We start from the raw sequence: 25,870 nt of genomic DNA on the forward strand, positions 1-25,870 counted from the left end.
CTGATGAGCGCCCGATACAGCCGCCGAAACTTCCTGGACAATGCCGTGCTCACCCTGGCAGCGGGGCCATTTATGTTTCCCCAGGCCTCGTACATACACATGTACCGCGTGGGCAGGCGCGCGGCGCCCGAAACCCTGCCGCAGGACCCGTTGGGGAATATCCTGCAAATTGAAGCGGGGGAACTGTCGATCGGATACGCCGAGCTCGGCCCGAGAGACGGGACGCCCGTGCTGCTCCTGCATGGCTGGCCCTACGATATGCACAGCTACGAAGCAGTAGCGCCTATGCTCGCTTCGCGCGGGTGCCGCGTGATCGTACCGCATTTGCGCGGGCACGGTACCACGCGCTTCCTGAGCGATTCCACGCCGCGCGCGGGACAGCAGGCGGCCGTCGGTAATGATGTGATTGCCTTGATGGACGCATTGAAAATTCCCCGCGCCGTGCTGGCCGGGTACGATTGGGGCGGGAGGGCTGCCTGCGTGGCGGCCGCGCTGTGGCCCGAGCGGTGCATTGGGTTGGTGTCGGTGAACGGCTACCTGATTCAGGATATCGCCCATGCATCCCGGCCATTGCCTGCCCGTATCGAGGCGGGTTTCTGGTACCAGTACTATTTCCTCACCGAGCGCGGCCACGCCGGGCTGACCGCCAACCGCCGCGAGATCGCCCGGCTGATGTGGACGCGCAATTCACCTCAATGGAAGTTCGGCGAGGACACGTTCAACCGCAGCGCAGCCGCATTCGATAACCCCGATTACGTCGATATTACCATTCATTCATACCGTCACCGGCTGGGTTTTGCCGAAGGTTTTCCGCTCTACGACGACATCGAGCAGCGCCTCGCCGCGCAGCCCGTGATTACCGTGCCAACCATTACCCTCGACGGTGGTGCGGATGGCGTGGTACCCGCCACGGACGGCAAAGCGGCCGCCGCCCGTTTTTCGGGCGAGCGGCAACACCGCATTGTACCCCGCGCGGGGCATAATCTCCCGCAGGAAGATCCGCGCGCATTTGCCGCGGCGGTGTGGGAGCTCGTCTCACGACACAGGTAAGCGAATTCATTTTTTTATACCAAAACAAATACCAAAACACAATGCACATTGGCAAATCATACCGGCTCGGTGAATTTCTGGTCTGGACCCGGCGGAACACTTACATCCTTTTCTTCTTCGGACTTTTTGCGGTGGTGATCCACGAAGTTTGGGGGCTGAAATGGCTGAATGTACCCTGGCCGGTAGTGGCGCTGCTGGGTACGGCTACGGCTTTTACCGTGGGTTTTAAGAATGCCCAAACCTATAACCGGGCGTCGGAAGGGGGGCGGCTGTGGACGGACATTCTGAGCCTGAGCCGTTTCTGGGGCGTTATGAGCCTCGATTTTTTGAATAATCCTGCCAAAAGCAAAGAGCTGATTTACCGCCACATTGCCTGGCTCACGGCGCTGCGCTACTACCTGCGCGAGGACCGCGTGTGGGAGAGCAACGAAAAGAGTCATAACAAGGAGTACCAGCGGTTTTTTCACATTCCGGAACGCATTAATTCCCTGGAAACGGAGCTGAAAGCGCTGCTGCCGGCAGATGAGCTGGAACAGGTATTACAGGCGAGAAACAAGATGAGCAAAATACTGGGCTTGCAAAGCAAAACCGTCAAATACCTGATGGAGCATGGGGAGCTGATCGCGCCGCAATATCCCGCCATGCAGCAGATGATGAAAGACTTTCACGGCTTGCAGGGCAAATGCGAGCAGCTCAAAGATTCGCCTTACCCGAGGCAATACGCGGTGATCAACAGCATTTTCGTGTGGACATTCTGTTTTATGCTGCCGTTCGGAATTGTGCACGATTTCGATTTGCTCAATGAAGTAGTGAATGAGCCGTTGCGCGGGTACATGGCCTGGGTGACGATCCCGTTCAGTATGCTCATTTCCTGGATGTACATTTCCCTCGAACAGGTAGGGGAGAGCACCGAGAACCCGTTTGAAGGAGGCGCCAACGATGTGCCTATCTCGCAGATCAGCCAGCAGCTGAACATAGAGCTTCGCGAAATGCTGGGCGAAACCAACCTGCCCGACGATTTGCAGCCAAACCGTAACATTATCCTTTAACCTTAAACCAAACCTCGAAATGGAAACGCTGAACCTTGAAATCCTGAATCCCGGCCCCATCCTCACCGACATGCGGGGCCAATTGCAAACCCTGGCCATGCTGCCCCACCATTACCTCCGCCGTCCCACGCCCAGCGGCTCGCCCGATTTTTCGATATGGGATTTTGGCGCCGGTCCGCTGGGTGTGCGGGAATCGGCGCTCCCCGAAGTGCTGCAACTCATGGGCATCCGCAGCCTCACGCTGAATACCGCGCAGGACCTGAGCCCGCTGTACCGCCTGAGCGCAGGCATCCCGCATACCGGCGACGAGGAGAATAAATGGCGATACCTGATGAGCGATGCCGTGACGCGCGTCTTGCAGCCGTTGCTCAGCAATTGCCGAACCATCGCATTCCACGACTGGGCCGGCCTTTCCGGCGCTTCCAATCTCTGGACGATCCTGCTCCGGGAGGCGATCAGGCCCCTCGGTTCGCAGGGTATCGAGTTCGTTTTCTACCTCGGTGATCCGCTCACCCGGCGCACATTTCAGGTGGAGGAGGCGATCGACGTTATCACCGATTTCTCCGAATACGGGCAGGTTACCATTGCGCTCGATGAAGAGGAGGCCGTTAAATTGTGGATGGTGCTGAATGGCGTGCACGAGTATGGCAGCGTGGTGAACCAGACTTTCCCGGATTTGAAAAGAAAATACATTTCCATTTTCAGGACCATCAATATCGATCGCCTGGTGGTGTACTCGGCCACGCAGGTGATGTTGTTTACCAAACAAACCCAGTTGGTACTCGCCCGCAAAAAAGTAGCGTCGTCGTTCGAGATTGCTCCCGAAGCCCGGGACCATTTCATGGAAGGTTTCTGCATTGGCCTGGTACGGCAGATGGACATCGTCCGGTGCCTCGCGCTGGGGCTGGTAGTCTTCGGCTCGCGGACCGAAAGACATTCCGTGGCAGACCATTCCGTCCCAATCCGGCACAATACACACCGGATCGGTGCGACCCGGCAAGGTGCGACCCGGCAAGGGCTCGTCGATTACATTGATCAATGGGTCGACGACCTTCAACAGCAGGAAATCATGTATCTTTACCAGTAATACATGTAATTACTGAAAGGCAATATTCCACAACAACAGGTCAACCGATGTGGGGATGAAGTGTGTGGGGCGTGAAACTTGTTGATAGGCAAACTAGTATGCTTAAAAACGAAGAACTTGCGGAAAAGGAGCGGATCAACGAGGCTTTGCTCGAACTGAGCAACAGGATGGTGAAGGTGCGCGACCGAAGGGACCTTCTGCACGTGATCAATACCGGCCTGCGCAAGGCGATTAATTTCACGGCCTGCGTGATGACGATTCTCGACGACGTACACCAGACCTACAAGGCCTTTCTGACGGACCCCGACTCCAAATCCCGCGATTATGCGGCCTATAACGAGGCGATCAGCACGCCATACCCGGTTGCGGACGGCATTTACGACGTCGCGGCACAATCAGACGCGCCGGTACTGTTCGATATGCGGCGCATCGATGTGGCCAATGCACCCGTGTGGATCAAACTGCATTACGCCGCCGGAGCGCGGGAAATGGTGATTAAAGCCCTGCCTGGCGATGATGCCCGCAGGCACAGCCTGATTCTTTTTTCCGATGAAACCGGCACTTTCGACGATTGCGCATTGCATATCATCGAGCGCATTTCCAGCCAGCTATCTACGGCAGCCAGCAATATCACCGCCAACGAGGAAATTCTTAACAGGGAAAGCGAAAAGTCTTTTCTGCTCAATTTCAGCCAGAATATTGCCGCTGTTCGGACAAAGGCCGATCTGGAAACAACCATTTCCGACGCCCTGCAGCAACTGCTGAGCACGCGCCTCGCGATGATCAGGGTGATTGAGGACGATGGCGAGACACTAACGCCTTACCTCTGGGATATTTCACTTTTTAAGGATGTAATGGATATGTACGACCAACTCGCCAACCGGCGGGCGACGGTCGGCGAGTACTTCTTCGCGCAAGTGCTCGCGAGCAAGGAGCCGATCGTGATCGACATTGCTGAAGAAGAGCGGAAGGGTAACAGCCCGGCCTACATTGCATTCTGGAAAAAGTTGGGACTGAAAAACGTGTACGCATCCGCGTTGCGCGTAGGCGAGCAAAATGTGGGAACGATGTTTTTCCTCTCCGACGAGCTTAACCTGAGCCTGCTGAAAGGTCTCTGCGCGCAGATTTCCATTGCCATTTCGAATATCCGGGCCAATGAAAAGGTGCTGGCTTACAAGCAATTGCTCGAAATCGAGAACGACCAGCTGAAAGAGCAGATCCGGACGATCTACAACTTCTCAGAGATCGTCGGCAGCGGTGCGGAAATGCAGGAAGTTTACCATTTAATGTCCCTCGTAGCCGATTCCGGTTCCACGGTTTTGCTCCTGGGTGAAACGGGTACGGGCAAAGAGCTCATCGCCCGCGCTATCCACAATGCATCCCCGCGCAAGAACAAGCTGATGATCAAGGTCAACTGTGCCGCATTACCCGCCAGCCTGATCGAAAGTGAGTTATTCGGGCACGAAAAAGGTGCATTTACGGGCGCGGTGGAGCGGCGTATCGGCAAGTTCGAGCTGGCCGACCAGAGCACATTGTTCCTCGACGAAATCGGTGAAATGCCCCTGGAAGCGCAGGTAAAGCTGCTGCGCGTTTTGCAGGAAAAGGAATTGGAAAGGATTGGGGGAAAAACGACTATTAAAGTCGATGTACGCATTATCGCGGCTACCAACCGCAACCTGGAAGCGGAAGTGCGGGAAGGCCGCTTCCGCTCCGATCTTTATTACCGCCTCAATGTATTCCCGATCGTGCTACCGCCGCTGCGCAACCGTCCCGACGACATTCTGCCGCTGGCGCATTTCTTCATAGACCGTTACAATAAAAATTCCGGCCGGAAGGTAACAGGTTTCTCACCCCGTGTCATTCAGGAGCTGCAAGCTTACCACTGGCCCGGCAACGTTCGCGAGCTCGAACACCTCATCGAGCGCAGCGTATTGCTGAACGAGGACGTGATGGTGCGGGAAATCCATTTACCTAAACCCATACCCACGGAAAAGGCGCTCGTCGCGCCGCTGAGCCAGACGCTCGCGGAAGTGGAGCGGGCCTACATCATCGAAGTATTGAAACAATTTCAGGGTAGGATTTCCGGGGCCGACGGCGCTGCCGAATTCCTCGATCTGCCTTCTACAACGCTACATTCCAAAATCAAAAAACTGAAAATCAGCAAGGCAGATTACTTCTGAACCTGCACACGAAAACGACTCGGTATTTAGCCTTTTCATCGTCAAATGGCTAAATGTCGCGTCGTTTTGCATTGTACACAAATGGTAACGTGCTTGGTAATAGCCGGTTGACTGTTTGGCATAACGCTTGCAATTTCTGGTGTAGCGACCACTTAGCTACACAAACACCATGGAGTTCGTATTGGTATTCAGAAGGGATCATCGAAGCATTGCCCCGCCATTGGAAGAGGAAGATTTGCTCATGTACCGCAAGCATTGGCAGGACTGGTACCTCAGCCTCGCCGCCCGCCAGCGACTCACCCGTCCCGTCCAGCGATGGGACACCCAGGGCATTGCCATCGGCCAGTCGGGGGTGCTGGAAAACGGGGGGACCGTCGAAGGACTGATCTTCATCGAAGCCGCCGACCGCGCCGAGGCCGCTGAAATCGCCAGGGATTGCCCGATACTGCTGCTGGGAGGATGCGTGGAGATTTTACAAGGCAAATGAAACCGTCCGGAAACACGAACGCCCCGCATTATACGGGGCGTTTGTGCTAGTTAGGAGTGAAATGCGTGATTATTGCACCGGAGGAATGGCCATGCGTACCTCTACCGAAGCACCGAACTCGATGATCGGGCAGGCGCTTGCGATTTCAACGGCCTCCTCGTAGCTCTCTGCCTGAATAAGGATGAGCCCGCCGATGGATTGTTTGTTTTCTACAAACGGCCCTTTAGAAATCTCGTTACCCTTCTTAATCACGCGGCCGTCCACGTCCCATCTTTTGGGAGGAGCCACGAGGCGGCCCTTCGCGCCGATGCCGGCGATCCAGTCCTGGTAAGGTTTCATGGCCGACTGCATTTGTGCAGGCGTTGGTATAGGATCTGCGCTGGTAATGTCTCTGTGGATAGCAATCAAAAAATCGTTCATTGTTTTGAAAATTAAATAGTTAATAAAAAAATAAAAGGATTGAAAATGAATTAATAACGGGCTCCTACGTGCAGGATCTCCCGGGCTTCTTCAAGAGAATAGTGTGCGGTAAGGTCTGCTTCCTCGATCATTTCCAGCACCTGGTCGTCGCTGAGCGAGGTGGTGGGTGATGACACCGAATCGAGTTCTATGAAATGCCCCAGCGCAAGGTCGTGGAGCATGCTGATAACGGTCCCCGAACAATCGCCGGGTAGCACTTTTACATGATATTGCTGCATAATTTGGTTTGTAATTCAGGTGGCTAAAACAATGGTCCTTTGGTCTCCTTCAATCCGGATAAAGCCCATCCGGCCCTCTTCAAAGTCTGAAATGGCTTTCCCGAGCTCTTCTTCGGAGCCCATAGCCATCGCGCCCGCGGAGAAGATCGGCTCACCGAGCGGCTTCCCGCTCAACAGGATGATCCGGGTGTCGGAAACGGCATTTAAAATGAGTAATTCTTGCCGGTCGGAGCGGCCCGCGGCCATTACCTGGCCGGTGGTGATGATCCAGGATTTGTGGTCGTTGGCAAAAACGGCTTTCCCGGATACGACGTAAATGGTCGCGGTCCACCCCGTCGGCAGGTCATGCTGGAACGAATGGCCCTGTTCAATGGTAATGTCGAGGAATGTCAGGCGGTCGGGTGTTTCGGCGGGATTGCTGCCGGCTTCGGTACGCCCGGCAACCACTTTCACGGCTGTTCCCTTGGAGGCAACCACGGGCATGTCGCGGCCATCGATAAACATCGACTGCGGAAGCTGTTGCTTGCGGTTTGCGGCGGTGTTTACGAAAATCTGCATACCATGCACGCGGGAGCCTTCGGGAACAGGGAATTCGGTGTGGACGATGCCCCGGCCCGCCCAGGTCCACATCAGGCTGCCGGGAGTGATCATGATGTCGGTTCCGGACGAATCGAGATTATGGTAATGGCCGGAATCTTCAAAAAGATAACTCACTGCCGACATGCCTGCGTGCGGGTGCGGGCCGAAAACATCGGACGTCAACTCGAAATGATCGAAACCGATCAATGGGTCCAGAAGGCCGTTGAAATGGATCGAGCGGACTTTCCGGGCGGCAAACTGCCCGTCCCCCGAACTCACGGTTTGAAATACCTTGGATACCTCTAAATGCTTCATGACTGTATTTAAAAATCTGTACTGTATTGACCGCCGACGGCTGACCGCCGACTTTGGATTTACTTACCGATAACGTTACTCGTCGTCGTCGAGCAACTGCTCGTGCATCCGGAGTGCGTCGTCCATGAATTCGCTGCCGTCGGAGCTGTGGTCCTCGTGGTGATGGATCTCCGTCGAAAGGATCTCGACCTGGTGTTTGTAGTTGTCGTCGGTGCCGTGGTTGTGCACCATTTGCATAAACAGGTTCATAGTCGTAGTTGTTTATGGTTTAGAAATGATTGAAGAAAAGAATGATTACTGTAACGGTTATACGTTAACTGCGTCGAACCACTCGGTAAACTTGTCGGTACCTACGCGCGCATCGCCCGCAGGAAGCAGTACCACGTCCGAAAGCAATGCGCCGTAATAGGTGGCCTGGCTGTCGGTTACAACCGAGCGGGTATCGCCTTTCAGATTGAGGTATTTCTGCACGAGCTCAGCGAGCCTGAAACGCTCCGGCCCCGCGATTTCGATCACACCGTTGTGCGGCGTATCGACGGCAACTTCGGTTACGGCAGCAGCAACGTCGTCCGAGGAAATGGGCTGCACATAAGCTGCCGACAGCCGTACGATCTGTCCCTGTGTGGCCGCCTGCGCAATGCCGCCCAGAAACTCGAAAAACTGCGTGGAATGCACTATGGTATAAGGCATACCCGATTCGCGGATCAGTTTTTCCTGCGCGATCTTACCCCGGAAATAACCGCTGTCCGAAAGCAGCTGCGTACCTACCACCGACAATGCAATGTGATGTTTCACGCCCGCCACCTTTTCGGCAGCCAGCAGGTTCCGGCCGGAGGTAGTGAAGAAATCGAGCACGGCCTGATCTTCGAAGGAAGGCGAATTGGCCACGTCGATCACTACGTCTGCGCCTGTCAGTGCATCCGCCAACCCTTCGCCGGTGATGGTATTGATGCCGGTATCGGGTGAGCCGGGGATCACATCGTGGCCCAGGTTTCTCAGGTTATTTACGACTTTAGAGCCGATGAGGCCGCTTCCGCCGATTACAACGATTTTCATGAGTGTTAAAGATTTTGGTTTGAAAACACTTAATAAGAATCAATCGTCGTGCCAAAGTATTAATATACTGATAATTAAGTATTTATATAAAATTTTGTATTTAAAATCACGCGATATTTCGTCTAATGACATGCATCTGCTTTAAATATCGCGTGATCGGTTCCGGGCAGGATCATTCGGCAAGGTACTGCCGCTTGGTAATGCCGAGCTTCTTGATTTTCGAATGCAGGGTAGTGGCGGGCATACCGAGGTATTCGGCAGCGCCGCCGCGGCCCGCGAGCTTCCCGCGGCAGCGTTTGATGGTCTCTATAATATGAATGCGTTCCACGTCTTCCAGCGTGCCCAGCATGGCCATCGATGCCGTTTCCGCACCCGCGTTTTTATTGGGAAGATAAACCTCCCGTATCATCGGCTCGGTCGACAGCAGCACGCACCGTTCCATGAGGTGTTCGAGCTCGCGCACGTTGCCCGGCCACGGGTAACTGGTGAGCTCGTGCAGTACTTTGGGCGAAATCTTCTTCACTTTCCGGCCCGTAGCCTTGCTGTAACGGTCCACAAACAAATGCGCGAGCGGTATAATGTCGTCGCGGCGGTCGCGCAGGGGCGGGAGGTGGATCGGGAACACATTGAGGCGGTAATAAAGATCGGAACGGAAGCGGCCCGCTTTCACTTCCTCTTCCAGGTCGCGGTTGGTGGCCGTGATAATGCGGACATTCACTTTGACGGTCGTTTTGCCGCCGATCCTTTCCAGTTCTTTTTCCTGCAAAACGCGCAGCAACTTTACCTGCGCTTCCAGCGGCATTTCACCGATCTCGTCGAGGAAAAGCGTGCTGTTATCCGCCAGTTCGAACTTCCCGATCCGGCGTTCCAATGCACCGGTAAATGCGCCTTTTTCATGGCCAAACAATTCACTTTCAATGAGATTGGCAGGCAATGCCGCGCAGTTGACCTTAATCATCAGCTTGTCCTTGCGCGGCGAAGCGCTGTGTATTGCCCTGGCGATCAGCTCCTTGCCGGTCCCGGTTTCGCCGGTAATGAGCACCGTCGAATTCGATTCCGAAACGAGGCTGATCAGGTCGTATACCTGCTGCATTTCCGGCCCGCTGCCGACGATTTCGTTGAAATTGTAAGTCCTTTTAATCTGCTCTTTCAACTGGCTGTTCTCCATTTCGAGCATTCTTTTGTAAGCCAATATCTTTTCATTTGCCTGAATGTTGGCGATGGCCGTGGAGATTTGCGAACAAATGCCTTGCAGGAGCTCGCATTTCGGGTCGTCGGTAAGTAGCCAGAGCGTGCCGAGGTCGGCCTGGGCGCTGCGGAGCGGTGCGGCGAATATGTATTTAAGGCCTGTTTGCGCCCAGAGTTGCACGAACGGGTTGTTGGGGCAGTTTTCCAGTTCCTCGGTTATTTTCAAAATTACGTGGTCTTCGGCGGCCAGGACGCGGGCGGCGATCGGTTCGTCTATGGTATTGGAAGCGGCCACCAACGCGTCGAATTGTTCAAGTGCGTTTTCGAAAAGCATTCGGTCGTACATGAACGGTTTTAAAGTAACATTGTCGTCCCCGATCAGGTTGACCATCGCCAGCTTCACATTCACCACGCGGCTCAATACTTTGAAAACTGCATTTTTCAGATCCTCTTTGGTACGGACGCGCGCTACTTCATTGCTGAATCCCAGCAGGAACGTCTTCTCGCGCTCGCGCTCGACAATTTCCTCGGCAGCCAGCACATTCGATAATGCGATCGAAATCTGTGAACCGATTGCTTGCAAAAGCGACAGATTGGCCTGCTCGATGCCCAGCCAGAGCACGCCCAGCGTGACATCGCCATTCCGCAATGCAATGCCCACCATCGTTTTCAGTCCCATTGATTTCCATACAAACAGGTACTGGCTCGCAATGCCCCGCCTGATCTCGGCGTCGACATTGACTTGCAAGGGGATGCTGCTGTCGAGCACGCGGTCCTGCAAGCCATCGTAAATCGGGACCTGGCCCTGGGTCATTTCGGTGATCTCGGCCTCGGTGGCATTGGTGACCCCGAGGTCGTATACGTAGGTCGTCATGGTCTCGTGGTCGGAGTTGATCCGCCGGATACTGAACCCACGCAGGAGATTGAACCGCACGAGCGTCGCATGGACCGCATCGGAGAGCTCCTCCCGTGTGCGTACAGCCGCGAGGCCGATGCTGCATTCGAGCAGGACCTCGTTCATCCATTCCTTTTCCCTGACCTCGTCGTTCTTGATAATGTTGGTAACCGCGCTGGAAATCTGCGGCGCGATGCCTTCTATAATGCTGATGAATTCGTCGGTAATGCTGCCGGGGCGATCCGTGTACATATGCAGGAAGCCCATGGTTTCATTTTTGCTTTTCAGGGGCGTCATGAGGATCTCCCGGATGCCCCTTTCATAGTTGATCCGCAGGAAAGTAGGGCTGCCCGGCAGGTCCATGACATCTTCCATCTGGTACAGAACCGGCTTGCCGGCATCGAGCACCGCCTCGATAAAATCGCCGCTCAGCGGGAAATCCGAATCGACCAGCGTGGCGTAGGACGGGTGCGTCTGGATGGGCGACGACATCGGGTCGAGCAAAAACGGCCGGTACGACGTCCGCTCGGGGTCGATCAGCGTTACAATCGTGTGTTTGAAATAAAAGAGGTTTTTAATACGTGAAGAAAACAGGACGATCAGGTCGTTCTTGTCGCGGATTTGCGTGATATCGTCGCTCAGGTCGAGCAATATCTTGCGCTGCTTTTCCAGGAACTCCTTGGTTTCGAGGTCCTTCGGTAGCGTAGCCTGCAAATCGTTCCCGTTTTGATTGGTTGCTTTCATGTTTGGATGTGGTTGCCAGCCCGTGGGTTACCGGCAAAAGCGCCGGGTCCGTGACGGAGGCAGTTATACGAATTTAATAAAAGTCGGAATGCAAAAAGGCTACCCGGTAAGGAGCAGCCACTGACAAGCGGTGACTTGCCGCATTCAAATATCGCCGGCCCAATCGGCCAGAAAGCGCAATACTTCCTGTTTTTCAGGAACCTTGCTGCCCTCCGCCACCGAGCCCGACGTGGCGATGCCAAGCGCCAGGGATTGCGTCGCCCCCATGCCGTTTTTCAGGCCCAATGCATAGCCTTCGATGAAGTTTGCGCGCTCGTATGCATTATGTGTATGTGCGGGCACGGGCGGACGTGTGAGGTCGAAGTACGAATCCTGCATGAGCAGCACCCCGTGGTTTTCGGAGTAAATGATAAGCCGGTGGATGTCAAGCGTCTGGAAAATAGCGCGGTAACGCCCTCTCGCGTCCGGGTCTTGCGTGTCGAACTCCGGCACGGACTTTCCGCCGAACAGTATCGACCATAGGCCCCAGGCTTCCCGCTCTTCCAGCGCGAGTGTCACATGGCCGCTGCGCGTGAAGCTGCCCATTACGTCGAGGATTTCATCTACCTCAAAGAAATGGCTGTCGGCAGGATTACCGAGGTAGAAAATAAACTCCCAGTCGTCGCGTGCGAGCGGCCGGATTACGTCGGCGAGCAGGCCATACCAGAGATCGGCAGCCTGATGCACGTCCGTCCATTCGGAAAATGGAATGACAGGGCTGCGTGAAAACAGCTCTTTGAGCGCCTCAATACCGGTTTTGGAAACAACATCCCGCCATTTAGCTGGCTGAGAATCGCCGGCCACATGATCCTGGCCGGCCCGGATCCCCATCGATTGCAGCAGGCGGGCGTCGTTTTCGGAGACGGGATCGGGTGCGAAATCGGTTTCGCGGAGCTGGGCTGAGGCTTGTGAAGCCGAATGCAGCATCGTGCGCACGGCATCGTCCGGGATAGTTTGGCGGTTCATCATGTTGCATTACGGATAGGATGCTCTCAGAGAGACAATACCTATGCCAAAAAGTTAATATGATGATTATCAATGCGGTCATTGATATAACCCCTGGAAAAAGACACGATATTTCGTCAAACCCCGGATTAGTTACGAAATACCGTAAGCACTTTTCGTGGTTAATCTAAATCCCGGAGCCGCTCAGTGCGATGCTTCCGCACAGTGGAACGTCGTGTCGCGCAAGGTGTCGAGGTCCTGGTCGATCGAGACAAAATGGGCGCATTTACAGCCCACCCGGATCAGCACGTTCAGAAAATCCAGTTCCGTGCCTGCGTGGCTGCTGTGGCAAAGTATCAGCACGTCGCCCTCGTTGAGGCTGTCTATCAGGCGCATCAGACCCGCATTGCTTCCCGCTTCCGATTCTTTGATAATTTGATGGCAGCCTGCCATTTGAAGTTTTTCCAAAAAAATGTCTTCCGCGCCGTAGGGCAAGTACCCGATAAACATGCTATAACCTGATGATGAGGCATTAAAAGTAGGGGATACCGGAGCCTTGGCCGACTCATATCGATTAGAAAAAAATTAAAACCTTTGATCCTACCGAAATATTGATAATATTTCTGAGAACGTTCATGCGTTTCCGACAACTCCTCTAACAGCACCCATAACATGAATTTGAATGACATCCGGGCCGAACTGGTCACGAAAACCGAGCGCAAAATCCAGGAAATGAAAGCCAGAAGCATTATCCTGCCCGAACGACGGGCCGATATGTGCGAGCTTTGCGACCAGCTTTCGCAGGAAATTTATGACTTCGCCGTCAATACCGCATTCCAGATCGCCGACCGCAACCACCTCCGCGGCCGCGTAGCCAACCTGCTCGACGAATTGCACGAAGACATCTACGCCCTTACCAACGGCGCACTGGACATCATCGTCTCCGCCTCGACACGCGGTCCGGGCGCAAGCCATACCCAGGAGCAGCAACCAACCGGGAAGAAGCGCCGGATATTCCGTACCCCGCCAAAATTCTTTCAGTTGGTTTATAGCTGGTTTAAGGGCTTGCGGAGTCAGGACTTTTTGGATCTGCTGAAAGTCAAACGCCCCTCCGACTCGGTGACGACATGCAAATTGTCATCCTGAATCGCATCCGCGGTCTCATTAATCAAAATTTTCTCGAAGGCAGTGGACAACGATTGTTTGCCCAACGAACCGGTTTTTGGATAAACGTAGGATAGGTAAACCGCATCTTTGGATATGTAGGCGTAGAAATAGGTGCGAAAGCCGCTGCTTCCCGCCAGACGCTTCTTGATCACTTTTTTATCGCCGGTACCAATGATCACAGCACCATGCATGATCTGTGCCGACGTGCCCTTGAAAAAAGCTGAAATAAGAGCTTCGGGAAGTGACTTGTATGAATTGTTTTTCAGCAAAATTTCATATTCACTTTTGAAGCGGTCGGTGCAATATATCCGCATTTAGAGAGAGAATAGGCGATTGGCAGAATCAACGAAATCCTTATCGGCCGGGCGGCTGAAAAAGTAACGTTCTACGTCCTGGATTACCTCTCCGAAATCCTCTATTCGCCCGACGAGCATATCGTAATATTCTTCGGAAATTTCATTCCGGAATTTTCTGGCAGTATCGGATAGCAATTGTTTAAAGAAAGAAATCGAGCCGATCATGCCATTTATCTTAGGTAGCTCTGCCTCCGAAACTTGCTGATGTGTAAGCTCTTCTGATACATAAATCATTGCATCCAACCCCTTTATGAGCATTTCGACGACATCGACCGGACGATATTTCGGATAGTTGGCGTCACCCTCCGAACCCAGAAAAACGTTGCGGATATTGTAGCTGATTTCGTCAAGCCTGTCCCTTGCTTCATCCACTCCATCGACCGATATATTTTCGAAGCTAACCATATGTATGTGTGGTAATTTGGTTGAAATGCTACCAGATAACACAAAGCTATATTTTAAAAATTCATTCTGAAAAAAATCTGTGAAAACCGTTACTAGCAAAGTCGTTGGGGTAATCTTTTACCGTGCAGCCACGGACGATCGCGTCCGATTTCGAACAGGTTAATGGTTGTAATGTTTTGATTACCAATATATTGTTGAAATGGCATGCATTTGTTAGTGCTTGCCCGGACCGAGATCCTTTTTCCGCTGCCCGATCAGGGCCCAAATGCAGACACCATGCTCAAAAACTATCTGAAAATCGCCTTCCGGAATCTGACGAAGCATAAGGCTTTCAGTTTCATCAATATTTCCGGCGTATCGCTGGGGTTGACTTGCTTTTTGTTGCTTGCCCTTTATGTGAAGGATGAGCTCGCGTATGATCGTTTTCACGAGCATGCCGACCGCATTTACCGGATGAACCGTACCTTCCTGGCCAATGACGGTACCGAATCGCTTCGGCTCGGGCATGTGGCGCCGCCGTTTGGGCCGCTCGTGAAGCAGGATTTTCCGCAGATAGAGCAGGTGGTAAGGATACTTGAAACCGACGCGTTGATCAGGTACGGCGAAAACAAGTTCTCCGAAGATCAGGTGTTTGCGGCGGAAGCCAATATTTTCAAGGTTTTCAGTTTTAAAATAGACCGGGGAAATCCCGACAAGGCGCTCGAAAATCCTTTTTCGATCATGTTTTCGAAGCCGATGGCGGAGAAGTATTTCGGGAAAGAAGATCCGGTCGGGAAAGTGGTGCGTATTGAAAATCAGTATGATTACACGGTGACCGGCGTTTTTGAGCCGCTTCCGGCGCAGTCGCATTTTCATCCCAACTTCCTCATTTCCTTCTCGACCCTGAACGACGACCGCATTTACGGCGCGGAGGGGCTTCGTTCCAACTGGGGCAATAATTCATTTTCGACCTTTCTGCTACTGCCGAAGCATTATGATCCGAAAAGGCTGACGGCATCATTTCCCGCATTTCAGAACAAACACATTGAAACCAATGCATCGAAATACTCGGTGCTGACGCTTACCAGGCTCACCGACATTCACCTGCGCTCGCACCTGGATTCCGAGATCGAGGCGAATGGCGATATTCAGTATGTGTACCTGTTCTCGGCGATCGCGGTATTCATTCTGCTGATCGCCTGCATTAACTATATGAACCTTGCAACGGCCAAATCCGCCACCCGTGCGAAGGAAGTGGGTATGCGGAAGGTGATAGGTGCGGTGCGCACGCAGCTGGTCAACCAGTTTCTGAGCGAATCCATTATCCTGGTCGTGATTTCGGTGGTGCTGGCCTTTACTGCGGTGATGCTATGCCTGCCGCTCTTCAATAATTTTACCCAAAAACAGCTTTCCGTTTCCGCATTGCTCGACCCCACTTTTCTGGCGATCCTCGTGGGCATTACCGTGTTCACAGGGTTGGTAGCGGGCAGTTATCCGGCCTTTTTCATGACGGGCTTTCAACCAATCGCGGTTTTGAAAGGTAAAATTGCTTCGGCCCTTAAAAACGGGAAGCTGCGCCAGACGCTCGTGGTGGCGCAATTCGCGATCGCCGTTACGCTGATCATCAGCACGACGGTCGTGTATAACCAGATGCGTTACATTCAAAATTATAAGCTGGGCTATGCCAAAGATCAGGTGGTGATTTTTGGCATGCCCGACGACTCGACTACCGACGTGGAGGCGATCCGGCAGCGTTTCAAAGAGCATGCGGGTGTGCGCGAGGTAGGGCGTTCGTCACGCGTTCCCTCGGGCCGGTTGCTCGATTCCTGGGATGCCTACGTGATGAAGGGTGATTCAATGGCGCCTACCGAGATCAATATCAAATCGCTCTCCGTGGATGAGGATTTTATTCCAACTTACCAGATCCATATGGCCGCGGGCCGCAATTTCTCCCGCCAGCATCCGACCGACCGCACCGAGGGCTTCGTACTCAATGCCACCGCCGCCCGTTTGCTGGGCTGGAAAAATCCGGAAGACGCGATCGGCAACCGTTTTGGCTATGGCAAAATGCGGGGGCAGATCATCGGCGTCACCGACGACTACCATTTCGAATCGCTGCACCAGAAAGTGGCGCCTATCGTGATGATGTACCAGCCGGGCAGGCTCGGGCGTGTGTCAGTACAGGTAGCGGGCGGGGATATCCAGGGCGCGGTCGCGCACCTTGGCTCGGTGTGGAAGCAACGTTTCCCCGAGGTGCCTTTCCAATACGAGTTCCTCGATCAGCGCTTCGGCGAGCTTTATGCGCGGGAAGAAACGCAGCAATTGCTGTTCGGCATTTTCGCGGGCATTGCCATCCTCATTTCCTGCATGGGGCTGCTGGGGCTTTCAATGTTCATGGCGGAGCTGCGGACAAAGGAAATCGGCGTCAGAAAAGTGTTGGGCGCGTCGGTACCGAGCATTGTGGGGCTGCTTTCGAGGGATTTTCTCAAACCCGTCGTGATTGCCATTCTGATCGCGTCGCCCATTGCCTGGTACGGCATGAAAAACTGGTTGCAGGATTTCGCCTACCACACCGATATCCGCTGGTGGGTGTTCGTACTGGCCGGCGTTTTGTCGATCGCCATTGCATTGTTTACAGTCAGTTTCCAGAGCATGCGCGCAGCGTTAATGAATCCGGTGAAAAGTTTGAGAAGCGAGTAAATTCTATGGATTTACTATATTGAGCGGAGATCGCAATATAGCAATTCATGAGACTGAACAAATTTTCAAAGCTATTGATGTGGATCATACTGTGCGTCAGTGTGTTCCCGGTATTGGCGCAACGCCGCGAGGCAGGCCGGCCGAATGTCATCGTCATCCTGACCGACGATATGGGCTACGGCGATGTCGGCGCTTATGGCGGAAGGTTCGTCCCCACGCCCAATATAGACCGGCTTGCCGCCAGAGGTCTCAAACTTACCCAGTATTACAGTGGCGCGCCCATTTGCTCGCCTTCCAGGGCCAGCATTCTCACCGGTATGCAGCCCGGCAAATGGAACTTTACCACATTTCTGGATACCCAAAAACATAACAAGGACGCCGGGCAGATCGATTACCTGACACCCGAAGCGCCGTCCATGGCCCGTTTTTTCAAAAGCTCGGGTTATGCAACCGGACATTTCGGCAAGTGGCATATGGGCGGCGGGCGAGACGTTACCAACGCACCCGGCTTTGCGCAATATGGCTTCGACGAGCACGCCAGCACCTACGAAAGCCCCGAGCCGGATCCGGCCATTACGGCTACGAACTGGATCTGGTCGGATAAGGACAGCATCAAACGGTGGGACCGCACTAAATACTTCGTCGATAAAACGCTGGATTTCATGAAGCGGCACAAGGGCCAGCCTTGCTTCGTAAACCTCTGGCCCGACGAAGTGCATACGCCCTGGGTGCCGAAGCCGGAAACCGAAAATGCCGGCAAATCAGCCCTGAAACCGCAGGAAGAAGCCGCATTCAAAGGTGTTCTCAAAGAATATGATGTGCAGATCGGCCGCCTGCTCGATGGCCTCAAAGAACTCGGACTGGCCGAGAATACGATCATTATCTTCACCAGCGACAATGGCGCATTGCCTACTTTCGGCGGTGCCCGCAGCGGCGGCTTGCGCGGGTCCAAGCTTTCGCTGTACGAAGGCGGTATCCGTATGCCGTTCATTATCAGTTGGCCCGGCCACATTCAGGCCAATAAAACCGACGACCGTTCAGAACTGCACGCAACCGACCTTTTACCTACATTATCCAAACTGGCGGGCGTGAAAATCCCCGCGACCTACCACGGCGACGGCATCGACCGGTCGGGCATACTGCTTGGGAAACCTTCATTAAGGAAAAAGGAAATGTACTGGGAATACGGGCGGAACGACATCGCCTACAACTATCCGAAAGGCACCGATCGCAGCCCGCGCCTCGCCGTACGCTCGGGCGAATGGAAGCTGCTGATGGACGCCGACGGCAGTAAGGTGGAGCTTTACAATATCGTGAAGGACTCGGCCGAAACAACTAATCTGCAAGCGAGCGAGGCTAAAATCACAAAGGAGCTGAGCGGCAAGCTGACGGCCTGGTGGAAGTCGCTTCCGAGATTGAATGCCAACTAGTTGAAGGAAATCCGGCGGTTCTGAGAATTTTGCAACTCTTGCTGTAATCCTTGTACGTCGCAGGCGCAGCGCATGGGCAACCTTTGTAGTGTTCTTTGACACTAAACAAAAACGACCATGAACTCGCTCAAAAACAAAGTTGCCGTTATCACAGGATCCGCAAGAGGTCTCGGAAAAGCCATCGCCGAACGTTACGCCGCACTCGGTGCCGACATCGTGATCAACTACTCCCGCGACAAAGCCTCGGCCGAAGAAGTAGTAAGCAATATTACCGCCATGGGAGCCCGCGTAATTGCCGTGCAGGCTGATGTAAGCAAAGTAGCCGACATTCACCGGCTGTTTGAAGAAGCTAAAAATGCATTTGGCAAAATAGACATCGTTGTAGCCAACGCCGGTATCGAAATGGTGGAAACGCCGGTTACCCAGTTCACCGAAGAGCAGTTCGACAGGCTGTTTTCGATCAATACCAAAGGCGCCTATTTCACGATGCAGCAAGCCGCATTGAATGTCGGAAACAACGGCCGCATTATCTACATTGCTTCGAGTACCACGGCATTTCCGGTTGCCGGAATGGCCGTGTACGGCGGCAGCAAAACCACGCCGCGCTATCTGGTGGATGTGTTGTCCAAAGAAATCGGTTACCGCGGCGTGACGGTGAACTCCATTATCCCGTTCGCCGTAGACCACTCGGGGATATTTGCCGAAGAGGGCAGCTACCCTGAACTGCGCAAGTCGCTGCTCGATAGCTGCCCGATGGGTCGCCTTGCCGAGGTGGAAGATGTAGCCAACATCGCCGAATTCTTTGCCAGCGACCTTTCTTCCTTCGTAAACGGCCAGCATTTGCTGGTAAACGGCGGCGCAAATCAATAAAAGTCCCTAACCTTTTGCAGGGCATTTCAATACCACTACCGACCGGTCGGCGACGTTCAGTTCGCCACCGGCCGGTATTTTTTCTTCCTTCTCGCCAATGAAGCCTTCACTCGTGCCGATCACCACGCGCCAGCCGCTACCGCATTCCTGCGCCGGCAGTTTGAACGTAACCTGTTCCGCGGACGGGTTGAATATGATGTAGAAATGGTCGTCGGTAAGCCTTTGCCCGTCCATGTTCACGCACCGGATGCCCAGCCCGTTGAGGAAAACGCCGAATGTGGCTGCATTTGCCTCTCCCCAGTTTTCGTCGGGTATGATATTGCCGTCCGGCAAAAACCAGATGATATCTTTCACGTCGGTGCCGGTTACGGGCAGGTCCTGGAACCACCGGCGGCGCTGGAACGTGGAGTGGCTCCGGCAAAAACGGATCAGCTCGCGGGTGAAGGTCAGTAAATCCTGGTCGGCATTATCCCAGTCGAGCCAGGAGATCTCATTGTCCTGACAATAGGCATTGTTGTTGCCCTGCTGGGTGCGGCCCCATTCGTCGCCGGCCACTATCATGGGCACGCCCTGCGATAACAGCAAACTAACGAGGAAATTCCGCTGCTGGCGTACCCGCAATGCATTGATGTCGGCATTGTCCGTCGGACCTTCGGCGCCGCAGTTCCAGGAGTTGTTGGTATTCTCGCCGTCTTTATTGTCCTCTCCATTGGCTTCGTTGTGTTTGTCGTTGTAGCTAACAAGGTCGCGCAGGGTGAAGCCGTCGTGGGCGGTGATGAAGTTGATACTGGCCGTCGGGCGTCGGTAGCTGTTGTGGTAAAGGTCAGGACTGCCGGTGAAGCGCTGGGCGAAATTGGTCATCTTGGTCTCGCCACCGCGCCAGAATTCTCGCATCTGGTCGCGGTAGAGGCCGTTCCATTCACCCCAGCCGACCGGAAATTTGCCTACCATATACCCATCCTCGTTAATGTCCCACGGCTCGGCAATGAGCTTCACCTGCGAAATGACCGGATCCTGGTGGATAATGTTAAAAAACGAGCTGAGGTTGTCGGTATCGTGCAGGGTACGCGCCAATGCGGCTGCGAGGTCGAATCGGAAGCCGTCGACATGCATTTGGGTAACCCAGTACCGGAGGCTGTCCATGATCAACGCGAGCACATTCGGGAGCTGCACATTCAGCGTGTTGCCGGTGCCGGTGTAATCCATATAATGCCGCTGGTCGTCCTGCACGAGCCGGTAGTAGGAAGCATTGTCGAGCCCCCTGAACGAAAGGGTAGGGCCCAGGTGGTTGCCTTCGGCAGTGTGGTTGTACACGACGTCGAGGATCACCTCGATACCCGCGTTATGCAGCTCTTTGACCATATATTTAAACTCATTCACCTGCTGCCCGGGATCTTCGGAGCTGCAATAGCGAGGGTCGGGCGCGAGGAATGCCAGCGTATTGTACCCCCAGTAATTGGTAAGGCCCTTTTCGACCAAATGCCTGTCGGCAACGAATTGGTGAACCGGCAAAAGCTCCACCGCGGTAATGCCCAGGCTTTTCAGGTAATCGATCGACGCCGGGTGCGCCAGGCCAGCGTAGGTGCCGCGGAGTTCTTCCGGTATTTGATTATTGAGTTGGGTAAATCCTTTGACATGCGCCTCGTAAATGATCGTCTCGTGGTAAGGCCTGTCTATCCGCCGGTCGTTTTCCCAATCGAAAGCTTCGTCGACCACCACGGCCTTGGGCATGAATGGGGCGCTGTCGGTTTCGTTGAAACTGAGGTCTTCCTGCTCATCACCTACGCTGTAACCAAACAGTGCGTCGTCCCAATGTAATGTGCCGCTCAATGCCTTGGCATAGGGATCTACCAGCAGCTTCGCCGGATTGAAACGGTGGCCATTTTCCGGCTCGTAGCGGCCATGTACCCGGTAGCCGTACAGTTGCCCCGGCGTGAGGCCGGGCACATACACGTGCCATACGTGGTGGGTGACCTCTTCGATCTTGATCCTGGCGTTTTCCTCGCCCTCCCTGCTGAACAGGCAAAGTTCCACGCTGTCGGCGTTCTCGGAAAAGACTGCGAAATTGACCCCTTTGCCATCCCATTGGGCGCCTAGCGGGTAAGGTTTGCCGGGCAAAGCCCTGAGGTCAATGCCGGCTGCGGTATCTTCTAGCTGGTTCTCGATATGTGCGTCCATAGTAAACGTTATAATCCAATCAGCGGCGGCATTGGTAATATCTGTGCCAGCGGTGGTTGTGCTGTATGGTCTATCCGTTCAAAGCACTTTCCCCAGCATTGTAGAACAAAAGCCACGACCGGAAGCCACGCACAGGCGGCCGAATGCCATGCGAACACGATTATTTCATGGCACAGTATTTAACATTTACACGCAAATTATTGCATGGACAATTATACCTTTTACCTTCCCATGGAACGAACCCCAAACCCGCAGCAGACAGACCCGGCCGGTGCGCAAAATAATGGACAGCTGATTTTTCTGGCGGAAGACGATCACGACGACATTTACCTTTTTGAACGCGCACTGAACGGACTGAAAACGGGACACGGATTACGCGTTTTCGGGAATGGCAAGGAATTGCTCGATGCCCTGAAAGCAGCCGGTGCGAAAGAGCCTGACATTGTTTTTCTGGATATCAATATGCCGGTACAAAACGGCCTGGAATGTTTGCTCAATATCCGCAAGCATTACTCGAAGGAACTGCCGGTGTTTTTGTTCTCCACCGCCCAGGACCGCCTCACCGTAGAGCAGGCCCGCAAGCTGGGCGCTACGGGGTATTTGTCCAAACCGAGCTCCATGGAGGAGCTGAGCAGCCTGCTCACCAACGTGCTGGCCATCCAATGGCGTACGCGATCGGTCAATGATTTTTATGTGCATTTACAGCTTGCCGATACCTGATATATGACAACAATCACACTGAATGTGAACAAACAAACGCACACACTGGAAGTGCTTCCCTGGGTTTCGCTGCTGGACGCGCTTCGCGATCGGCTGAAACTGACAGGTACCAAAAAGGGCTGCGACCACGGCCAATGCGGCGCCTGCACCGTGCTGTGCGACGGGACGCGGATACTGAGCTGCCTGTCGCTCGCCGTCATGAAAAACGGCTCCGAAATCACCACCGTCGAAGGCATTGCCGACGGCGATGCGCTGCATCCTTTACAAAAAGCATTCATCGAGCACGATGCATTCCAATGCGGCTATTGTACGCCGGGGCAGATTTGCAGCGCCATCGGTATGCTCGCCGAAGGCAAGGCCCGCACCCGCGACGAGGTGAAAGAGCTGATGAGTGGAAATCTCTGCCGCTGCGGCGCCAATACCGGCATTATCGACGCGATCATGGAGGTGAAGGAAGGAGGCGGGCGTGAATAATTTTGAATATAAAAAGGCAACCGGAACTCAGGAAGCGTCGAATGCGGTGACGGGGCATTCGGATGCAATGTTCATCGCGGGAGGTACCAACCTGGTGGACCTCTGGAAATACAATCTGCTGCACCCGAAACTGGTGGTGGATATCAACCACCTGCCGGAACACCGGCGCATTACCGAACTGGAAGACGGCGGTTTGCGTCTCGGTGCATTGGTAAGCAATGCGGATACCGCCTATCACCCGCTCGTCGAGAGCCGGTACCCGCTGCTATCGAAGGCGATTCTGGCAGGGGCGTCGGCGCAGATACGCAATATGGCTACCAATGGCGGTAACCTGCTCCAACGCACACGCTGCTACTATTTTTACGATGCCGATGTGCCCTGCAATAAGCGCGTACCCGGCTCGGGCTGCCCGGCGATGGATGGGTACAACCGCATTCACGCCATTCTGGGCGCGAGCGGGGAATGCATTGCCGTGTTTCCTTCCGATATGTGCGTGGCGCTGGCAGCACTGGAAGCGGTGGTGAATGTTTCGGGTAAAAACGGCGGGCGGCGCATTCCTTTTGCCGATTTTCACCGGCTGCCCGGCGATTCGCCCGAAATCGACAACATTTTACAGCATGGCGAACTGATCACTTCCATTGATTTACCTGAAAAAGGTTTTGCCCAAAATTATTCCTACCTGAAACTGCGCGACCGCCATTCCTATGCTTTCGCGTTGGTTTCGGTAGCCACCGCGCTCGAACTCGAAGGCGATACCATCCGCGATGCGCGCATTGCGCTCGGGGGCGTGGCGCACAAGCCTTGGCGCGTAAGGGAGGCAGAGGCGGTTTTAGTCGGAAAAAAAGCTGATGAAGCCGCTTTTACAGCTGCTGCGGAGGTATTGCTGACAGGTGCTGTGGGTTTGAAATACAATGCATTTAAAATAGAACTGGCCAAACGCGCCATTGTCCGCAATGGTATGATGGCGCTCCATCCCGAAACGCAGCTTCCGGGCGCGCAGCCATCGGCCTAGGTTCATCGACAAATCGATTTTTATGAAAATACAATCCGCGGTAGGACAGCCTGTAAGCCGGCTGGAAGGCAAACTGAAAGTGACCGGCGCCGCCAAATACGCCGCAGAATACGACGTTCCCGACCTGCTTTACGGCTACGTGGTCCACGCCACCATCACAAAAGGACGCATTACCCGCCTCGATACCGGCGCGGCGAAGGCGCTGCAAGGCGTGGTGGATGTGATCACCCATGAAAACCGCCCGGAGGTTGCATCGGCCGACTTGAAATACATCGATATGGACGCCCCGCCGGGGCTGGTTTTCAAACCGCTGACCGATCCGGAGGTGCGGTATAACGGGCAGCCTGTTGCGCTGGTGCTGGCGGAGGACTTTGAAACCGCGAGATACGCGTCGGGGTTGGTTGAGGTTGAATATGAAACCCAGGCTTTCGAAACCTGCCTCGACCACAACCTCGACAATGCCCGCGAGCCCGGAAAGGGGTTTTCGACCATGCTGAAACCCCCACCGCCCAAGCCGACCGGGAATTTCGAACAGGCGTTCCGCGATTCGCCGTTCAAGGTCGATGCGGAGTTCCGGCACGGCAGCGAGCATCACAATCCAATGGAGCTCTTTGCAACCACAACCGTGTACGAGGGCGACGGCAAGCTGACGATTTATGACAAAACGCAGGGTACCGTCAACAACCAGCTTTTTGTGGCCAATGTCTTCGGGCTGCGGTACGAGGATGTGCGGGTGCTGGCGCCGTTTGTGGGCGGGGCGTTTGGCTCGGGCCTGCGGCCGCAGTACCAGCTGTACCTGAGCGTGATGGCCGCGCTGCATTTGAAACGCAATGTGCGGGTAGTGCTTTCGCGGAAGCAGATGTTCCCATTTCCCCACCGGCCGCAGAGCTACCAGCGGCTGCGCTTCGCCGCGGATGCCAACGGGAGCCTGACGGCCATGAACCACCGGGCCATTTCGGAAACCTCGCAATTCGAGGATTATGCCGAGGTAGTGGCCGAGTGGAGCCACAAACTGTACCCGTCGCCCAATACGCTTTTTGAGTACAAACTCGTGTCGCTAGACCTTTACACGCCCATGGATATGCGCGCGCCCGGCGGCGCAACGGCCTTGCACGCGATCGAATGCACCATGGACGAGCTCGCATACGAGGCGGGCATCGACCCACTCGAATTCCGGCTCCGGAACTACGCCGAAACCGATCCTTCGACCGGAAAGCCGTTCACCAGCAAGGCGCTGCGGGAATGCTATATGCGTGCGGCGGAGCAATTCGGCTGGAAAGAGCGCAATCCCGAACCGGGGAGCATGGTACGTGGCAATAAACTCGTAGGTTATGGCATGGCTACCGGTATCTGGGACGCTTACCAGTTTCCGGCGCGTACCGAGGTGATCATCACCGGCGAAGGCAAGATGATTGTGAACAGCGCCGTGACTGACATCGGTACCGGTACGCTCACCGTCATGACCCAGGTGGCGGCCGACGAGCTGGGCTTGCCGATCGAAGATGTGACATTCAGCTATGGGGATAGTAAGAAGCCATTTTCGATGTTCCAGGGCGGTTCGGCTATGACGGCATCTACCGGCGTCGCCATAGTGGTTGCGGTGAAGGCATTGAAAAAGAAACTTTTAAAAAAGGCAAAAAGCATCGCTGGCTCGCCATTTGATCGTGCCGGTAATGATGATGTGGCGTTCAAATACGGGCATATGTTTTTGAGGAAACAGCCGTCGGTTTCGGTTTCTTTCGCGGAAATCGTGGCTGCTAACGGCGGTAAGCCTGTCAAGACGACGAATATGGGCGCGCCGCATGTTTTGAAATTGAGAAAATACACCAAATCATCCCATAGCGCAGCTTTTGTGGAGGTGGAGGTGGATAAAGATTTGAAAACGATTACGGTAACCCGCGCCGTTTCCGCCGTGGCTGCCGGGCGCATCGTGAACCCCAAAACGGCACGCAGCCAGATTGCCGGATCGATGGTTTGGGGCATTAGCAAAGCCTTGCACGAGGAGAGCATTCTCGACGAAAATCTGGGCAAATACATGAACGCCAACCTGGGCGAATACCACATTCCGGTGCATGCGGACATTAACGAGCTGGAAGTCATTTTCGCCGACGAGAGGGACGACCTGATCAACGAACTGGGTGTGAAAGGCGTCGGAGAAATCGGGCTGGTGGCCATGCCGGCGGCGATTGCCAATGCGGTGTTTCATGCCACGGGCAGGCGTATCCGTGAGCTGCCGATCCATTTTGACAAGCTTTTGTGAAATTTCG

Annotated in this window: 23 protein-coding genes; 13 read left to right on the top strand and 10 right to left on the bottom strand. The window is 54.4% G+C overall.

Annotated features, from left to right (window positions below):
• The first annotated feature begins 3 nt into the window (after window positions 1–3).
• From BLQ88_RS00110 to BLQ88_RS00130, 5 genes are all read left to right on the top strand, one after another.
• Complete coding sequence (locus BLQ88_RS00110) at window positions 4–1,050, top strand: alpha/beta fold hydrolase (RefSeq protein WP_090145550.1); 1,047 nt, start codon at window positions 4–6, stop codon at window positions 1,048–1,050.
• Between the two features lie 41 nt (window positions 1,051–1,091).
• Window positions 1,092–2,099 carry a bestrophin family protein gene (locus BLQ88_RS00115; RefSeq protein ID WP_090145553.1) on the top strand — a complete coding sequence of 336 codons (1,008 nt, stop codon included), beginning with the start codon at window positions 1,092–1,094 and terminating at the stop codon, window positions 2,097–2,099.
• A gap of 19 nt (window positions 2,100–2,118) precedes the next feature.
• The gene (locus tag BLQ88_RS00120) at window positions 2,119–3,186 is read left to right on the top strand and encodes a hypothetical protein (RefSeq protein WP_090145554.1); all 1,068 of its coding nucleotides are present in this window, start codon (window positions 2,119–2,121) and stop codon (window positions 3,184–3,186) included.
• A 98-nt stretch (window positions 3,187–3,284) separates the two neighbouring features.
• Window positions 3,285–5,366, top strand: a complete 2,082-nt coding sequence (locus BLQ88_RS00125) for a sigma-54-dependent Fis family transcriptional regulator (RefSeq protein ID WP_229212505.1) — start codon at window positions 3,285–3,287, stop codon at window positions 5,364–5,366.
• A 169-nt stretch (window positions 5,367–5,535) separates the two neighbouring features.
• Window positions 5,536–5,853, top strand: a complete 318-nt coding sequence (locus BLQ88_RS00130) for a YciI family protein (RefSeq protein ID WP_090145557.1) — start codon at window positions 5,536–5,538, stop codon at window positions 5,851–5,853.
• Between the two features lie 69 nt (window positions 5,854–5,922).
• Here the strand turns inward: BLQ88_RS00130 and BLQ88_RS00135 are convergent, their stop codons facing one another.
• The 8 genes from BLQ88_RS00135 to BLQ88_RS00165 form a co-directional block, all read right to left on the bottom strand.
• The gene (locus BLQ88_RS00135; RefSeq protein ID WP_090145558.1) at window positions 5,923–6,273 is read right to left on the bottom strand and encodes a YciI family protein; all 351 of its coding nucleotides are present in this window, start codon (window positions 6,271–6,273) and stop codon (window positions 5,923–5,925) included.
• A 50-nt stretch (window positions 6,274–6,323) separates the two neighbouring features.
• Window positions 6,324–6,551, bottom strand: coding sequence for a hypothetical protein (locus BLQ88_RS00140; protein ID WP_090145560.1), 228 nt, complete (start codon window positions 6,549–6,551; stop codon window positions 6,324–6,326).
• Between the two features lie 15 nt (window positions 6,552–6,566).
• The gene (locus BLQ88_RS00145) at window positions 6,567–7,445 is read right to left on the bottom strand and encodes a pirin family protein (RefSeq protein ID WP_090145562.1); all 879 of its coding nucleotides are present in this window, start codon (window positions 7,443–7,445) and stop codon (window positions 6,567–6,569) included.
• A 75-nt stretch (window positions 7,446–7,520) separates the two neighbouring features.
• Window positions 7,521–7,694, bottom strand: coding sequence for a hypothetical protein (locus tag BLQ88_RS36620; protein ID WP_176884832.1), 174 nt, complete (start codon window positions 7,692–7,694; stop codon window positions 7,521–7,523).
• 57 nt (window positions 7,695–7,751) lie between these two features.
• Window positions 7,752–8,501: an SDR family oxidoreductase gene (locus BLQ88_RS00150; protein WP_090145563.1), complete on the bottom strand. Its 750-nt coding sequence runs from the start codon at window positions 8,499–8,501 to the stop codon at window positions 7,752–7,754.
• A gap of 172 nt (window positions 8,502–8,673) precedes the next feature.
• On the bottom strand, window positions 8,674–11,328 hold the full coding sequence (locus BLQ88_RS00155; protein WP_090145567.1) for a sigma-54-dependent Fis family transcriptional regulator: 2,655 nt from the start codon (window positions 11,326–11,328) through the stop codon (window positions 8,674–8,676).
• 144 nt (window positions 11,329–11,472) lie between these two features.
• Window positions 11,473–12,336 carry a hypothetical protein gene (locus BLQ88_RS00160; RefSeq protein ID WP_090145568.1) on the bottom strand — a complete coding sequence of 288 codons (864 nt, stop codon included), beginning with the start codon at window positions 12,334–12,336 and terminating at the stop codon, window positions 11,473–11,475.
• A gap of 180 nt (window positions 12,337–12,516) precedes the next feature.
• Window positions 12,517–12,822 (bottom strand): recombinase family protein, encoded by a 306-nt coding sequence (locus BLQ88_RS00165; RefSeq protein ID WP_090145569.1) that lies wholly within the window; start codon window positions 12,820–12,822, stop codon window positions 12,517–12,519.
• A 162-nt stretch (window positions 12,823–12,984) separates the two neighbouring features.
• On the opposite strand from BLQ88_RS00165, the gene BLQ88_RS36330 reads away from it, so the two are divergent.
• The gene (locus tag BLQ88_RS36330; RefSeq protein WP_143016760.1) at window positions 12,985–13,458 is read left to right on the top strand and encodes a hypothetical protein; all 474 of its coding nucleotides are present in this window, start codon (window positions 12,985–12,987) and stop codon (window positions 13,456–13,458) included.
• 335 nt (window positions 13,459–13,793) lie between these two features.
• On the opposite strand, the gene BLQ88_RS00180 is transcribed toward BLQ88_RS36330, so the two are convergent.
• A complete protein-coding gene (locus BLQ88_RS00180) occupies window positions 13,794–14,240 on the bottom strand; it encodes a hypothetical protein (RefSeq protein ID WP_090145572.1) in 447 nt (148 codons plus the stop codon).
• A gap of 276 nt (window positions 14,241–14,516) precedes the next feature.
• Between BLQ88_RS00180 and BLQ88_RS00185 the strand changes: the two genes are divergently transcribed.
• The 3 genes from BLQ88_RS00185 (at window position 14,517) to BLQ88_RS00195 (ending at window position 19,219) form a co-directional block, all read left to right on the top strand.
• Window positions 14,517–16,919, top strand: a complete 2,403-nt coding sequence (locus tag BLQ88_RS00185) for an ABC transporter permease (protein ID WP_090146260.1) — start codon at window positions 14,517–14,519, stop codon at window positions 16,917–16,919.
• A gap of 47 nt (window positions 16,920–16,966) precedes the next feature.
• A complete protein-coding gene (locus BLQ88_RS00190; protein WP_090145574.1) occupies window positions 16,967–18,349 on the top strand; it encodes a sulfatase-like hydrolase/transferase in 1,383 nt (460 codons plus the stop codon).
• 117 nt (window positions 18,350–18,466) lie between these two features.
• Window positions 18,467–19,219, top strand: coding sequence for an SDR family oxidoreductase (locus BLQ88_RS00195; protein ID WP_090145575.1), 753 nt, complete (start codon window positions 18,467–18,469; stop codon window positions 19,217–19,219).
• Window positions 19,220–19,225: 6 nt separating this feature from the next.
• On the opposite strand, the gene glgX is transcribed toward BLQ88_RS00195, so the two are convergent.
• On the bottom strand, window positions 19,226–21,397 hold the full coding sequence (glgX, locus tag BLQ88_RS00200; RefSeq protein WP_090145577.1) for a glycogen debranching protein GlgX: 2,172 nt from the start codon (window positions 21,395–21,397) through the stop codon (window positions 19,226–19,228).
• 231 nt (window positions 21,398–21,628) lie between these two features.
• On the opposite strand from glgX, the gene BLQ88_RS00205 reads away from it, so the two are divergent.
• Genes BLQ88_RS00205 through BLQ88_RS00220 form a run of 4 tightly spaced genes read left to right on the top strand, consistent with a single transcriptional unit; the run spans window position 21,629 to window position 25,863 of the window.
• Window positions 21,629–22,117: a response regulator gene (locus BLQ88_RS00205; protein WP_176884835.1), complete on the top strand. Its 489-nt coding sequence runs from the start codon at window positions 21,629–21,631 to the stop codon at window positions 22,115–22,117.
• 3 nt (window positions 22,118–22,120) lie between these two features.
• On the top strand, window positions 22,121–22,591 hold the full coding sequence (locus BLQ88_RS00210; protein WP_090145578.1) for a (2Fe-2S)-binding protein: 471 nt from the start codon (window positions 22,121–22,123) through the stop codon (window positions 22,589–22,591).
• The gene (locus tag BLQ88_RS00215; protein WP_090145579.1) at window positions 22,584–23,603 is read left to right on the top strand and encodes an FAD binding domain-containing protein; all 1,020 of its coding nucleotides are present in this window, start codon (window positions 22,584–22,586) and stop codon (window positions 23,601–23,603) included. The genes BLQ88_RS00210 and BLQ88_RS00215 overlap by 8 nt, the downstream gene beginning before the upstream one ends.
• 22 nt (window positions 23,604–23,625) lie before the next feature.
• Window positions 23,626–25,863 carry a xanthine dehydrogenase family protein molybdopterin-binding subunit gene (locus BLQ88_RS00220; protein ID WP_090145581.1) on the top strand — a complete coding sequence of 746 codons (2,238 nt, stop codon included), beginning with the start codon at window positions 23,626–23,628 and terminating at the stop codon, window positions 25,861–25,863.
• Window positions 25,864–25,870 lie beyond the last annotated feature (7 nt).

The sequence above is a fragment of the Dyadobacter soli genome, assembly GCF_900101885.1.
Classification (GTDB): domain Bacteria; phylum Bacteroidota; class Bacteroidia; order Cytophagales; family Spirosomataceae; genus Dyadobacter; species Dyadobacter soli.